Source organism: Streptomyces sp. NPDC001816 (assembly GCF_042892235.1).
Lineage (GTDB): Bacteria > Actinomycetota > Actinomycetes > Streptomycetales > Streptomycetaceae > Streptomyces.
The window spans coordinates 346100-358883 of record NZ_JBIATY010000004.1 but is presented as its reverse complement, the minus strand read 5'-3'; the positions used below and the strand labels follow the sequence as shown (position 1 = coordinate 358883).

General features: G+C 71.0%; 13 protein-coding genes. 9 read left to right on the top strand and 4 right to left on the bottom strand.

Features of this window, described 5'->3' with window-relative positions:
* The first annotated feature begins 21 nt into the window (after positions 1 to 21).
* Genes ACFYZZ_RS17165 through ACFYZZ_RS17155 form a run of 3 tightly spaced genes read left to right on the top strand, consistent with a single transcriptional unit; the run spans position 22 to position 4332 of the window.
* Entirely contained in the window at positions 22 to 1140 is a 1119-nt protein-coding gene (locus ACFYZZ_RS17165; RefSeq protein ID WP_389176321.1) for an LLM class flavin-dependent oxidoreductase, read from the top strand.
* 13 nt (positions 1141 to 1153) lie between these two features.
* Positions 1154 to 2884 carry an amidohydrolase family protein gene (locus ACFYZZ_RS17160; RefSeq protein ID WP_389176319.1) on the top strand — a complete coding sequence of 577 codons (1731 nt, stop codon included), beginning with the start codon at positions 1154 to 1156 and terminating at the stop codon, positions 2882 to 2884.
* Positions 2881 to 4332: an aldehyde dehydrogenase family protein gene (locus ACFYZZ_RS17155; RefSeq protein ID WP_389176317.1), complete on the top strand. Its 1452-nt coding sequence runs from the start codon at positions 2881 to 2883 to the stop codon at positions 4330 to 4332. Before ACFYZZ_RS17160 ends, ACFYZZ_RS17155 begins: the two co-directional genes overlap by 4 nt.
* Before the next feature lie 6 nt (positions 4333 to 4338).
* Here the strand turns inward: ACFYZZ_RS17155 and ACFYZZ_RS17150 are convergent, their stop codons facing one another.
* Positions 4339 to 4737 (bottom strand): nitroreductase/quinone reductase family protein, encoded by a 399-nt coding sequence (locus ACFYZZ_RS17150; protein WP_389176315.1) that lies wholly within the window; start codon positions 4735 to 4737, stop codon positions 4339 to 4341.
* A gap of 171 nt (positions 4738 to 4908) precedes the next feature.
* On the opposite strand from ACFYZZ_RS17150, the gene ACFYZZ_RS17145 reads away from it, so the two are divergent.
* The 4 genes from ACFYZZ_RS17145 to ACFYZZ_RS17130 are packed head-to-tail and all read left to right on the top strand — an operon-like array spanning position 4909 to position 7818.
* The gene (locus ACFYZZ_RS17145) at positions 4909 to 5283 is read left to right on the top strand and encodes a hypothetical protein (RefSeq protein WP_389176313.1); all 375 of its coding nucleotides are present in this window, start codon (positions 4909 to 4911) and stop codon (positions 5281 to 5283) included.
* Positions 5284 to 5293: 10 nt separating this feature from the next.
* Entirely contained in the window at positions 5294 to 6871 is a 1578-nt protein-coding gene (locus tag ACFYZZ_RS17140) for a peptidoglycan-binding protein (RefSeq protein ID WP_389176311.1), read from the top strand.
* A gap of 12 nt (positions 6872 to 6883) precedes the next feature.
* A complete protein-coding gene (locus ACFYZZ_RS17135; protein WP_389176309.1) occupies positions 6884 to 7369 on the top strand; it encodes a protease inhibitor I42 family protein in 486 nt (161 codons plus the stop codon).
* Positions 7370 to 7401: 32 nt separating this feature from the next.
* Positions 7402 to 7818: a hypothetical protein gene (locus ACFYZZ_RS17130; protein ID WP_389176307.1), complete on the top strand. Its 417-nt coding sequence runs from the start codon at positions 7402 to 7404 to the stop codon at positions 7816 to 7818.
* On the opposite strand, the gene ACFYZZ_RS17125 is transcribed toward ACFYZZ_RS17130, so the two are convergent.
* Both ACFYZZ_RS17125 and ACFYZZ_RS17120 read right to left on the bottom strand, forming a co-directional pair.
* Positions 7815 to 9119, bottom strand: a complete 1305-nt coding sequence (locus ACFYZZ_RS17125) for a carotenoid oxygenase family protein (protein ID WP_389176305.1) — start codon at positions 9117 to 9119, stop codon at positions 7815 to 7817. The two genes, ACFYZZ_RS17130 and ACFYZZ_RS17125, sit on opposite strands and share 4 nt — an antisense overlap.
* The gene (locus ACFYZZ_RS17120) at positions 9116 to 9676 is read right to left on the bottom strand and encodes a hypothetical protein (protein ID WP_389176303.1); all 561 of its coding nucleotides are present in this window, start codon (positions 9674 to 9676) and stop codon (positions 9116 to 9118) included. Before ACFYZZ_RS17120 ends, ACFYZZ_RS17125 begins: the two co-directional genes overlap by 4 nt.
* A 156-nt stretch (positions 9677 to 9832) precedes the next feature.
* Between ACFYZZ_RS17120 and ACFYZZ_RS17115 the strand changes: the two genes are divergently transcribed.
* Positions 9833 to 10345, top strand: a complete 513-nt coding sequence (locus ACFYZZ_RS17115) for a PadR family transcriptional regulator (protein ID WP_389176301.1) — start codon at positions 9833 to 9835, stop codon at positions 10343 to 10345.
* Here the strand turns inward: ACFYZZ_RS17115 and ACFYZZ_RS17110 are convergent.
* Entirely contained in the window at positions 10338 to 11744 is a 1407-nt protein-coding gene (locus ACFYZZ_RS17110) for a CehA/McbA family metallohydrolase (RefSeq protein WP_389176300.1), read from the bottom strand. The two genes, ACFYZZ_RS17115 and ACFYZZ_RS17110, sit on opposite strands and share 8 nt — an antisense overlap.
* 160 nt (positions 11745 to 11904) lie before the next feature.
* Between ACFYZZ_RS17110 and ACFYZZ_RS17105 the strand changes: the two genes are divergently transcribed.
* On the top strand, positions 11905 to 12756 hold the full coding sequence (locus ACFYZZ_RS17105) for an LLM class F420-dependent oxidoreductase (RefSeq protein ID WP_389176298.1): 852 nt from the start codon (positions 11905 to 11907) through the stop codon (positions 12754 to 12756).
* The last annotated feature ends 28 nt before the right edge of the window (positions 12757 to 12784 follow it).

The window sequence follows — 12784 nt, the reverse complement described above, 5'->3', positions numbered from 1 at the left end:
AACCGGGGAAGGTGAACCGCCGTGGAATTCGGGCTCTTTGTACAGGGATACGTGGGCAAGCGCGCCGAGACCGACCCGCTGGCCGAGCACAAGGCACTGATGGAGGAGACCGAGTACGTCATCCAGGCGGACAAGTCAGGCTTCAAGTACGCCTGGGCCTCCGAGCACCACTTCCTGGAGGAGTACTCGCACCTCTCCGCCAACGACGTCTTCCTCGGCTACCTCGCCCACGCGACCGAACGCATCCACCTGGGATCCGGGATCTTCAACCCGCTGGCCCAGGTCAACCATCCGGTGAAGGTGGCCGAGAAGGTCGCCATGCTGGACCACCTCAGCGAGGGCCGCTTCGAGTTCGGCAGCGGGCGGGGCGCCGGCAGCCACGAGATCCTCGGCTTCCTGCCCGGCATCACCGACATGAACTACACGAAGGAGATCTGGGAGGAGACCATCGCCGAGTTCCCGAAGATGTGGCTCCAGGACGAGTACGTCGGCTTCCAGGGCAAGCACTGGCAGCTGCCCCCGCGGAAGGTGCTCCCCAAGCCGTACGGGAAGTCGCATCCGGCGATGTGGTACGCGGCCGGGTCGCCGCCCTCGTACGCCATGGCCGCGAAGAAGGGGCTCGGCGTGCTGGGCTTCAGCATCCAGAAGGTCTCCGACATGGAGTGGGTGCTGGAGCAGTACAAGACGGCTGTCGTGAACGCGGAGCCCGTCGGGGACTTCGTCAACGACAACGTGATGGTGACGACCACGGCGATCTGTGCGCCCACGCACGCCGAGGCGATCGAGATCGCGGTGAACGGGGGGCTGCACTATCTGCCCTCGCTGGTGTTCCGGTACCACGACACGTTCCCGCGGCCCGAGGGCTTCCCGGTGTGGCCGGAGACGCTGCCTCAGTACACGCCGGAGTTCGTGGAGCTGCTCATCGAGGAGGAGCTGCTGATCTGCGGGGATCCGGACGAGGTGCTGCGGCAGTGCAAGCGGTGGGAGCAGGCGGGGGCGGATCAGCTGAGCTTCGGGTTGCCGGTGGGGGTGCCGAAGGAGGAGACGCTGCAGACGATCCGGCTGATCGGGGAGCACGTGATTCCGAAGATCGACACGGATCCGGTGCATCGGACTTCGCGGTTCCGTCAGGCCGTGTAAGGGGACTCCTGGCATGTTGGACCACCTGATCAGGGCAGTGACCGTCGTCGACGGCACGGGTGCCCCCGCCTTCACCGCCGACGTCGGCATACGGGGCGGTCGGATAGCCGTCGTCGGCAAGGCCGCCGAGGACGCCCGCACCACCGAGGACGCGCACGGCCTCGTCCTCACCCCCGGCTTCGTGGACCCCCACACCCACTACGACGCCCAGCTCTTCTGGGACCCGTACGCCACGCCCTCGCTCAACCACGGGGTGACGACCGTGGCCGCGGGGAACTGCGGGTTCACACTGGCGCCGCTGCATCCCGATCGCCCCGAGGACGCCGACTACACCCGGCGGATGATGTCCAAGGTGGAGGGGATGTCCCTGGTGGCGCTGGAGGACGGGGCGCCGTGGAGCTGGAGCAGCTTCGGGGAGTATCTGGACGCCCTGGAGGGTCGGATCGCGGTCAACGCCGGCTTCATGGTGGGGCATTGCGCGCTCCGGCGGTATGTGATGGGGCCGGATGCGGTCGGCGGGCAGCCGAGCGGGGAGCAGCTGGAGGAGATGCTGCGGCTGTTCCACGAGGCGATGGACGCGGGGGCCTGGGGGCTGTCCACCACCCAGTCCAGTACGCACTCGGACGGTGACGGGCAGCCCGTGGCCTCCCGGCATGCGCGGCCGGCGGAGCTGCTGGCGCTGGCGCGGGCCGTCGGCGAGCACGAGGGCACGCAGATCGAGGCGATCGTCGCCGGGTGTCTGAACCAGTTCAGCGATGCGGAGATCGATCTGTTCGTCGAGATGAGCGCGGTGGCGGGACGGCCCCTGAACTGGAACGTCCTGACCATCGACGCGGCCGTTCCGGAGCGGGTGCCCCGGCAGCTCAGTGCCAGTGAGCGGGCACGGAAGGCCGGCGGGCGGGTCGTGGCGCTCACCATGCCGATCCTGACGCCGATGAACATGTCCCTGGGCACGTTCTGCGCCCTGAACCTCATCCCGGGGTGGGGGCCGATCCTCGGTCTGCCGGTGCCGGAGCGGATCGCCAGGCTGCGGGACCCCGAGGTCAGGAAGGAGATGCTGCGGCGGGCCGAGTCGAAGGAGGCGGGTGTCTTCCGGCGGCTGGCGAACTTCGGCCGGTATGTCATCGGGGACACGTACAGCGAGGCCAACCGCGGGCTGACCGGGCGGGTGGTGCGGGACATCGCCGCCGAGCGCGGACAGGACCCCTTCACCTGCCTGGTGGAGATCTGCGCCAACGACGAACTCCGTACGGTCCTGTGGCCGATGCCCAGCGACAACGACCCCGCCTCCTGGGCCCTGCGCGCCGAGACCTGGCAGCACGAGGACGTGCTGCTCGGCGGCTCGGACGCGGGTGCGCACCTGGACCGGATGTGCGGGGCGCCGTACACCACCCGGTTCCTCGGTGACTGTCTGCGCGGCCGGAAGCTGGTCGGTCTGGAGCAGGCGGTGAAGATGCTGACCGACGACCCGGCGCGGCTCTTCGGGCTGCGGCAGCGGGGCCGGGTGCGGGAGGGCTGGCATGCGGACCTGGTGCTGTTCGACCCGGAGCGGATCGACGCAGGTCAGGCCACCCTGGTGCACGACCTGCCGGGTGACAGCCCGCGGCTGGACTCCCGGGCGCTCGGGATACGGGCCGTGTGGGTCAACGGGGTCGAGGCGATCCGGGACGACGTGGTGAGCGGTGCCGTGCCGGGCCGGGTGCTGCGGTCCGGGCGGGACACCGGGACGGTGAGCACCAGGTGAGCGAGGGGCAGCGGCTGTTCGTCGGCGGACAGTGGGTGGAGCCGGACGCCGGGTACTACCCGGTGATCGATCCGGCCACCGAGGAGACCGTCGGGCAGGCGCCGGAGGCCTCGGTGGAGCAGGTGCGGGCGGCCTGTGCCGCGGCCCGGGAGGCGTTCGGGGCCTGGTCGCGGACCGGCCCGGCGGAGCGGGCCGCGGTGCTCGGGCGGGCCGCGGAGATCATCCGCGGCCGGCTCGGCCCGTACGCCGAGCTGGCGCGGGCCGAGACCGGGGCGACGACCGGGACGGCCCGGGCGATGCAGGTCGGGGTGGCCGCCGCCCGCTTCCGCCGGTACGCCACCGTGGAGCCGGCCGAGTGGGCGATCGCCCCGCAGATCAACGAGGCCGGGCCGATGGGGCGAGCGGGGGTGATGGGGGCGCTGGCGGTACGGCAGCCCGTCGGCGTGGTCACCTGCATCACCTCGTACAACAACCCGTGGGCCAACCCGGCGGGCAAGGTCGCCCCGGCTCTGGCGATGGGCAACACGGTGGTCGTGAAGCCGGCTCCGCAGGACCCGCTGTCCGTCTACCGGATGGCCGAGGCGCTTGAGGAGGCGGGCGCACCGGCGGGTGTGGTGAACGTGGTCTCCGGGCGGGCCACGGACGTCGGTGCGGCCGCGGTCGCGTCGCCCGACGTCGACATGGTGAGCTTCACCGGCTCCACGGCCGTCGGGCAGCGCATCGCCGAGGTGTGCGGGCGGGACATGCGGCGCCAGCTGATGGAGCTGGGCGGAAAGGGCGCGGCCCTCGTCTTCGACGACGCCGACCTCACGTCGGCGGTGGCCGGGATCGGGACGACGTTCTCCTTCTACAGCGGGCAGATCTGTACGGCGCCGACCCGGGTGCTGGCCCAGCGGGGGGTGTACGAGCGACTGGTGGACCAACTGGCCGCCTACGCCCGCCGGTTGAAGATCGGTGACCCGAGGGAGGCCGACACGGTCGTGGGGCCGCTGATCTCCGCCGAGCACCGGGCGCGGGTGGAGTCGTATGTCGAGCTGGGCCGCAAGGAGGGCGCGACGGTGGTGGTCGGCGGTGAACGCCCCTCTCTGGAGCGGGGTTTCTATGTCGCCCCGGCTCTGCTGGCCGACTGCGCGAACGACATGCGGGTGGCACGGGAGGAGATCTTCGGGCCCGTGGTGTCGGTCGTCCCCTTCGGCGACGAGGACGAGGGCGTGGCCCTCGCCAACGACTCCGACTACGGCCTGATCGACTACGTCTGGTCGGGCGACGTGGCCCGCGCCTTCCGCGTGGCCCGGCAGCTGCGGGCCGGCGGCGTCGGCATCAACACGGTCGGCCGCAACATGGAGGCCCCCTTCGGCGGCTTCAAGAAGAGCGGGGTCGGCCGGGACGTGGGCTCCTACGCCCTGCACGCCTACAGCGAGGTGCAGGCGATCGTGTGGCCGGGGTGAGCGCGCTCAGTCCGTGAGATCCACCCGCACCGTCAGCAGGTCGGTGCCGAACGCCCGTACGGCCGCGCTGTTGAAGCGGGGCAGGGCGCGCAGGCGGGCCACGGCGTCGTCCTCCGGCAGGAGGTGGGCGGTGCCGTGGTACCAGCGGCCGCCGATGCGGACGCGGACCTTCGGGTCGGCCTGGATGTTGCGCACGTACTGCGACCTGAACCCGAACTCCGAGACGATCCAGAAGGAGTCGCCGACCCGGCGTCCGCCCACCGGCGTGGGCCGGGGCAGGCCGGAGGTGCGGCCGGTGGTCTCCAGGACGGTCTGGAACGGCAGGCGCCGGTTGATCGGGTTGGCCACGTGGCGCTGGAAGCGGGTGACGATCCGGTGCTTGAGGTCGGCGGCCTTGCGGGACATCTGTCGGGCTCTCCTGCTCTTCCCCGAAAACGGTATCCGGCCGTATGCCTCGGGATGCCTCGCGTGGGTGCTGCGGCAGCCCTGTGGAGGGCGTGTGGTGCGTGGACAGGCTTACGGCTGGCGCGTGTTAGCCTCCCTCGCGATCGCGATCGATGGCAACGGGGGGCAGTGATGGGCGCGTCTTCGGACGGCTATCAGGTCAAGGCCGGCATGACCGGCCAGGCAAACGAACTGGACGGCGCGGGCAACGACGCCGGCAAGATCGCCAAGGTGATCGGCCCCTTGGCCTGCTACCCGCAGGACACGCTGGGGGGTTCCGACTCCGGGCCGGCGTTCGACGCGTACGCCGCGGCCTGGGAGGCGGAGTCCAAGACGCTCACGGACGCGCTGCACGAACTCGCGGACAAGGTCCGTGCGGCCAAGGGCTCCTACGGCGGCAGCGACCAACTCGTCTCGACGCAGGCCGCCCATGTCCGTGTCGGCGACGCCACCGTCAGCACGATGCCCGCGTACGCCGAGCGCCCCTCGGCTCTCTCGGATTACTGAGGAGCGCCCGATGACGGAGTCCACCACCGACCGCCGCAAGCGGCTGGCCGAGCTGAGCGACGACATCGCCTCGGCCGGCAGCAAGAACGACCTGATCGACGCGATCGACTCCGCGCTCGCCGTGTCCGCCCCGGTGGGCGACCCGGCCACGCTGGAGACACTGGGCAAGCAGTACCGGGGCCAGGCCGACAACGCCCTCGCCGTCTCCGAGCGGGTCGACAAGGTGGCACGCAAGGGCCTGCCGGAGGTGTGGGTCGGCGACACCAGCGTCCTTGCCGCCGACGCGATCTCCGCCGCCTCGCGGGACGCCGTGCAGATGTCCGAGGCGCTCCGGGGCGGCGGCAACGCCCTGCTGAACCTGGCCGACTGGCTCAAGGTCGCGCAGAAGGGCGACGGCGACGGCCGCGCCAAGCTGCGTGAGGCGCGCGGCATGCTGGGCGGCAAGGACGGCTTCTTCGACGACTGGCACGAGGACGACGACGAGGAGTCGACGCGGTTGAAGGCCCGCTCCGTGGCCTCCTCCGGCGTCCAGCTGGTCCACCAGGCCGCCGTCACCGCCGACGACGCCGCGCGCCATGCCGCCCGCGAGCTGAACAAGTGGGCTGCCGAGGCCCGCGCCGGCAAGATGAAGACCGACGAGCTGTCCGCGGTCGACCGGCTGATGCTGGCCGACACCAGCAACGTGGGCGGCGATCCCGAGCTGAACGAGATCCTCACGGCGAACGACCTGGAGCGGTCGGGGCGCGCCATGGAGAAGCTCTCACCGGCCGACCGCGCACGCATGGAGAAGCTCCTGGCCGACGCCTCGACGCCGCAGGAGAAGGCGTACCTGATGAAGGCCCTCGCCGCGGGCAACTCCGTCGACGAGATCGCCACGTTCGGGGGCAAGATCCACGGCAAGGACGAGGTGTGGCTGCGGGAGCACCTGGCGCCGGTGTCGACGAACGTCGATTCGACGGCCACGAGCCAGGAGAACCAGGACTTCAAGGGCAAGCTGTGGGACCAGGACGGCGAGACCTGCGTGCCCTCCTCCACGGTCACCGCGCGCGCCATCGTGGACCCCGTGTACGCCCTGGAACTGACCGGCGGCCCCGACGGCACGGACGACGACCCGGAGCACTTCCGCAAGCGCCTGACCGACGAACAGCTCCGCATGCACGAGGAGGGCGACGGCGACAACGCCGGCTGGTGGTGGGACGAGCATCCGGACGGCATGGACAAGGACGGGCAGGAGGAGATCTCCAACAAGGAGCTGAGCCCGCACACCGGCGACCACTACGAGACCCAGCCCATGGGCGGTGAGGACGACCGGCGCAACGTGCTGCCCGACATCGAGAAGTCCGTCGCCGAGGGCAAGCCCGTGCCCATCAACATCGAGCGGTACGACGAGCACGGCGACCGGCACGGCCACAGCATGATGATCATCGGCCAGGAGGGGGACAGGCTCCAGATCTACAACCCCTGGGGCGTCACCACCTGGGTCAGCGAGGATGACTTCATCAAGGGAGACCTCAGCGCGGCCGCGGACGACCGCTATTCGCCCGCGCACAAGGGCAACGTCGACACCGTCTACATCCAGCAGAGCTGAGCAACCGTGAACATGCGCACCATACTGACCCCGCTGGCCGCCGCGGCCGGAGTCCTCCTCCTGGCCGGCTGCGGTTCTTCGGGGGGAGCCGACGAGTACGGCACCGAGAAGCGTGCCATCACGGTGGACGCGGGGGACGAGTTCACCCTGAAGGTGCCGGCGAATCCCGCGCTCGGGCAGAACTGGTACCTGGCCGAGCCCCAGCCCGACGCGAACGTGGTGAAGTACCGGGGCAAGCGGGAAGAGGAGGAGGGCAGCGACAACACCGGCGGCGGCGACGGCACCCAGTTCTTCGACTTCACGGCACGCAAGCCCGGCAAGGCCACCGTGAAACTCCTGCACTGCCCCATGGGCAGCTGTCACAGCGGCGCCCAGTCGGCGGCTCCGATCCCGAGCGCGACCGCCTCCGGCACGGCATCGACGAGCCCGTACCCGACCGCGACGAGCACCCCGGACGACAGGCCGGCGTTCTTCGTCTACACGATCACGGTCCGCTGACCCACCCCACCCGAGAACCGGAAGCGTTCCTCATGCCCTCCGCACCCCGCACCGACGACGAGGTCCTCGCCACCACCGACGTGCCCGTCCTGCTCCGCTACGGCCTCACCCAGGACGCCTTCCGTACCGCGCTCTTCGGTGACGGCGCCGTCGCGGCCGCCGTCACCCTCGACCGGCTCGGCGTGGTGCCGCGCTCGGTCTCGTACGTCGCGAAGATCGTCCGTGCGGGCGGGCTGCGCTACGCCGCCGAGCTGCCCGAGCCGCTGCCCTCCCGGGAGGCGTCCGAGCTGCTGCGCGACTGGCTGGAGACCGCCGCGCAGCTCGCCGGCACGCCCGAGGGCGAGGCACGCACCGCCCGCTGGCTGGACACGGTCGCCGAGATCCTGGGCCTGCGCCGGGACGCCCGCGCCCGGAGCAAGGACACCCCCGGCGCCCCCGGTACCCCCTAGGTCCGGTCGCCCAGCCAGTTGCCGTGGAAGCCGAACGGCACCCGGGCCGGCAGGTGAACCGTTGCGACCGGGTCGGCGGCAAGGTCGCCGGCGTCCAGGACGACCAGGTCGCTGCGGTCGGTGCCGGCGTCGTGGACGTATGTCATGAGCCAGCCGGGGCCGCCGGGCCTGTCGTCGGCCGGGGCGAACGCGGCCTCGCCAGGGGTGCGGCCGGGGCCGAAGTCGTGCGTGGTGGCCGAGCCGGTCGTCAGGTCGTAGCGGACCAGTGAGCTGCCGCAGGTCACGTGCCCGTAGGGGGAGTCGAGGCCTGTGAGCCGGTCGTCGACGCGCGGGAACTCGCCCGGACGGTCGTCGACCTGCTCCTCGTGCACCGTCCCGCGGACCGGGTCGACGGTCCACTTCCACAGCACCGCCCGCTGCGGCGCGGTGCTGCCGTCGGCGGTGCGGCGGTACATCTCCGGGTAGCGCATGACGTGCAGGACGATGGTGCCGTCCGGCGCGTCGTAGGCGTTGAGCGAGTGGAAGACGTAGCAGGGGTCCACGGTGAACCAGCGGACCTCGCCGTACGGGTCGTCGCGGCGCAGGACGCCGAGCCGGGCGCCGTATCCGTCGTCCCACCGGTAGGGCATCGTCCCGCCGGTCAGGGCGAGTTCGACGTCGAAGACGACGGGCAGGTCCATGAAGACGACGTGCTCGGCGGTGAGCGCGAAGTCGTGCAGCATCGTCGGGCCCGGCACCTCGACGGGCCTGCTGATCACCAACTCGCCCGCGGCGTCGGCCCGGTGGTAGGTGAGGTGGGTGGACTCCACCATGCCGTAGCCGAAGAAGTGCAGTTCGCCGGTGACCGGGCAGGTCTTCGGGTGGGCCGTCATCGCGGTCCCCAGCCGACCGTCGAAGTCGTACGGACCCTTGGTGTCGAGGTCGCAGGTCAGCTCGTAGGGCAGGGCCGTCTCGACCAGGGCGAGGGTGCGGCCGGCGTGCCGGATCACGTGGGTGTTGGCCGGGCCGGAGGTGAGGTCCCGCCGGCCCTGGTCGTCGTACATCCGGGCCCGGTCGGTGAACCGGGTCGTGCGCACCCACCGGTTGCGGTAGGAGACGGCCCGCCCGCCGTCGAGGCGGACGCCGTGCACCATGCCGTCGCCGAAGAACCAGTGCCCGGAGGCGGCGTCGGCCGGGTTCGGGCCGTTGCGCAGGTACCAGCCGGCCAGCTCGGGCGGGATCGTGCCGGTCACCGGCAGGTCGTGCGCGGTGAGTTCCTCGGTGACCGGGGCGTAGTTGCCGCTGAGGTGCTTCGGGTTCACCGGGCCACCTGCGCGGCCTTGGCCTGGACGTGGGCGACGTAGCGGACGGTGAAGACCATCGGGACGGCGAAGCCGGCGATCTGCAGCACCGTGGCCGCGGTGGAGTGGGCATGACCGGCGTGGGCCACCAGGGCGAGGGCGACGGCGGTGGCAGCGAAGGCGGCGGTCCAGACGGCGGTGATGACGACGTTGGTCCGGATGAACGGCTTCAGACCCCAGACCTCGGGCGGGGTGGTGCGCTTGGCGATGCCCAGGGTGAACGGCCGCCCGATGGCCAGCGAGACGCCGGCGATGAGGGCGAGGGTGCCGGACGAGAGCGACGCGGAGTAGTCGTGCACGCCCGAGTGCGGGTCGGCGAAGGCGACGGCCGCGAGGACGGCGAAGAAGACCGCCGAGCCGGATTCGATGATGAGTGCGTCAAATCCGGTGCCGGACTGCTTCTCCTTGGCGATGATCGCGACGGCGACCAACAGTGCGGCCAGTGCGCCCCACTGCCAGTCCCCGGAGGGAAAGACGGCGAAGACGATCCACGGCAGGAACGTGCGCAGGTACGACATTGGTTTCCCCGTTTTTCGATGTGGTCTGGTCTGGTCTGGGATGTGGTCTTGGTCTGGTGCGGTCTTGCGGTGTTGCGGCCTTGCTTCCTGGTCTGACATGTCAAAAGTAGAAGGTCGGGTCGTGACATGTCAAGAGTGGAAGGTAAGCTGGGGGTCATGAGCCTCAAACACGCACTGCTCGGCCTGCTCTCGGAGCGCCCCGCCAGCGGGTACGACCTGCTGAAGCGGTTCGAGACCTCGCTGGCCAACGTCTGGCCGGCCACGCAGAGCCAGATCTACACCGAGCTGACCAAGCTGGCGGGCTCCGGACTGATCACGGTGGCCGCCGAGGGGCCGCGCGGCCGCAAGGAGTACGCCCTGGCCGACGAGGGCCTGGCCGAGCTGCGCCACTGGCTGACCGAGACCAGGCCCCAGCGCAACACCCGCAGCGACCTGCTCCTGCGCGTCTTCTTCCTGGGCGTGCTGCGCCCCGAGCAGGCCCGCACCTATCTGACCGAGCTGGTCGAGATGTCCGCGCGCGAGCACGAGCAGCTGAAACAGCTCGACGAGGCAATCGACTGGGACGACGACAACCTCTCGGTCTACGGCCGCATCGCCCTGGAGTACGGCCTGCGCTTCAACGCGATGCGCCAGGAGTGGGCCGAGTGGGCCGCCGCCCAGATCAAGTAGCCCCGAGAAAGACGGGGTTGGTGAAGGCGGCCATCGCCCCCGGCAGCGGACCGAGCGCCGTCTCGTGGCGCAACTCCGCCCGGACGTAGGCCGCGTACGCCGGTGTCGTACGCCACTCGACCACGCCCTCCCCGGACACCGGCAGCGGCTCACTGGTGAACAGCGTGCCCTGGTCGGTGACGAAGCGAACGGAGCAGCGCGGGGCGCCGGAGACCTCCAGGCGGACGGTCACCGGGGTGTCGTCCGGCACGTCCAGCCGCTCGCCGATGCCCGCCTCCCGGCCGTCACCCGCAGCGGTGAAGGCGAGCGTCACGTGCCGCGACTCGGCCACGTACGAACGCCCCGCGCACAGGCCCTGCTGGATCGCCGCCCGCGTGAGGTCCTCGGCGAGGACGACCGTCTGCGGCATGCCGACCGCGTCCGGGTCACGGTGGGCGTCACTGTTGCCCATGGCCGGCAGCCACTTCCGTCCTTCCCGTCCTTCCCGTCCCTCCCGTACGCATGTGACGAGCTGGGCGTCCCAGGCGGCCAGGGTCACCTCGTCGTCGGGCGTGTACGGCCCGTTCCACACCTCGACCGCGTCCGCCTCCCCGAACCCGAACCGCCAGCCGCACCCGACACACGTGGCGTGCGGATGGGCCGGTACGACGAGCCCGCCCGCCTCCCGGACCTGCCGCGCGAAGTGCCCGAAGCGCCCGTCCCGGGCCCGGTACCGCCAGTCCACGAACGTGCCCGGCTCGGTCCCGAGGGCCAGCACGTGCCCGTTCCGCGTGGTGACCTCCTCGCCCAGCAGGACCAGCAGGTCGTCGCCCGCCACGTCGGCCCAATGGGCATGGGAGGACGACGTGTTGTGCTCGGAACTGTTGATGAAGTCCAGCCCCGCCGCCCGCGCCAGCGCCCCGATCTCGGCCGGGGTGCGGCGCCCGTCGGAGTGCCAGGAGTGCAGATGACAGTCACCGCGATACCAGGCCCGCCCCCGCCCCCGGGCACGGGACGGCGGATGGACCGGCCGGGGCGCCTCCCCGGGCTCCCCTTCCGTGAGGGTGACCGTCACCTCGTACGACAGCCCCTGCGGCGCCACCGTGTACGGCCCGAGCACGATGTACCAGGTCCCGGGATGCAGCGGCCCGGGTAGATACCCCGGCGTCGCCTCGTCCGCCCGCACGAAGAACTCCGTACGAGCCCCACCCGACCACCCCCGAAACCCCCGCCCACCCAGCTCGACACCGCGCACATCGAAGAGCCCGATGTCGAGGGCGTTGCCGGGGGTACCGGGTGGGACGGCTGGCTTGTCGTAGGTGTAGGAGACGCGCAACTCGCGTATCCCAGGGGGCACTTCAAAGGGCAGGTAGACGTAATCCGGTGAGCCGGGGGGCAAAGTGCCGCGCAACGTCGTCACACCCTCAACGTAAGCCAACCTAAGGGGCGCGGGGAACTGCACGACAAGCCACTCAGCACCCGCACCCGCCGACGAAAGACCAACCAGCCCCCACAACAGGCGCCTAAAGTCCCGACCAGTCGGTATCGACATATGGGACAGCACCCGGTACAGAAGAAACATGCGCATCGCCGTGACAATCTTCCTCACAGACGAGACAGTCACCCCCACCCGTCTCGCCCAAGAACTCGAGCAGCGCGGCTTCTCCGGGCTGTACCTGCCCGAGCACACCCACATCCCCGTAGAGCGGACCACCCCCTACCCCGCCGGCGGCGACCTCCCACGCGAGTACGGCCGCACCCTCGACCCCTTCGTCGCCCTGGGCCAGGCCGCGGCCGTCACCGAGCGGCTGGGCCTCGGTACGGGAATCACGCTGGTCGCCCAGCACGACCCGATCGGCCTGGCCAAGCAGATCGCCACCCTCGACCACCTCTCCGGCGGCCGTTTCACCCTCGGCCTCGGCTTCGGCTGGAACGTCGAGGAGGCCGCCGACCACGGTGTCGAGTGGCGCGGCCGCCGGGAGCTGGTCCGGGACCGGATGGGCCTGATGCGGGCGCTGTGGTCGGAGGAACCGGTGGGGTACGAGGGCGAGTTCGGCGGCGTGCGGCCGAGCTTCGCGTTCCCCAAGCCGGCGCAGAAGCCGCGCGGGCCGGTCGTCGGCCCGCGCACGCTCGTCGGCGGGGCGGCGGGGCCCAAGCTGTTCGCGCACATCGCCGAGTACGCCGACGGCTGGCTGCCGATCGGCGGCCGCGGGCTCAGCGAGTCGCTGCCCGTGCTGCGGTCCGTCTGGGCGGACGCCGGCCGCGACCCGGCCGCCCTCCAGGTGGTCCCGTACGCCGTCCATCCCACCCCCGGCAAGCTCGCCCACTACGCGGAGCTGGGCATCGAGGAGACGGTCGTCCAACTGCCCCCGGCGGGTGAGGCGGAGGTGCTGCGGGTGCTCGACGCGTACGCGAGCTTCCTGGAGCCGTGATGAGTCCCCACTGGGGTGATCAGCCCGA

What these genes read in the sequence shown, in the direction of transcription:
- ACFYZZ_RS17160 (WP_389176319.1), top strand. Translation starts at nt 1,154, where the DNA reads ATGTTGGACCACCTGATCAGGGCAGTGACCGTCGTCGACGGCACGGGT.
- ACFYZZ_RS17150 (WP_389176315.1), bottom strand. Translation starts at nt 4,737, where the DNA reads ATGTCCCGCAAGGCCGCCGACCTCAAGCACCGGATCGTCACCCGCTTC.
- ACFYZZ_RS17145 (WP_389176313.1), top strand. Translation starts at nt 4,909, where the DNA reads ATGGGCGCGTCTTCGGACGGCTATCAGGTCAAGGCCGGCATGACCGGC.
- ACFYZZ_RS17140 (WP_389176311.1), top strand. Translation starts at nt 5,294, where the DNA reads ATGACGGAGTCCACCACCGACCGCCGCAAGCGGCTGGCCGAGCTGAGC.
- ACFYZZ_RS17135 (WP_389176309.1), top strand. Translation starts at nt 6,884, where the DNA reads ATGCGCACCATACTGACCCCGCTGGCCGCCGCGGCCGGAGTCCTCCTC.
- ACFYZZ_RS17130 (WP_389176307.1), top strand. Translation starts at nt 7,402, where the DNA reads ATGCCCTCCGCACCCCGCACCGACGACGAGGTCCTCGCCACCACCGAC.
- ACFYZZ_RS17120 (WP_389176303.1), bottom strand. Translation starts at nt 9,676, where the DNA reads ATGTCGTACCTGCGCACGTTCCTGCCGTGGATCGTCTTCGCCGTCTTT.
- ACFYZZ_RS17115 (WP_389176301.1), top strand. Translation starts at nt 9,833, where the DNA reads ATGAGCCTCAAACACGCACTGCTCGGCCTGCTCTCGGAGCGCCCCGCC.
- ACFYZZ_RS17105 (WP_389176298.1), top strand. Translation starts at nt 11,905, where the DNA reads ATGCGCATCGCCGTGACAATCTTCCTCACAGACGAGACAGTCACCCCC.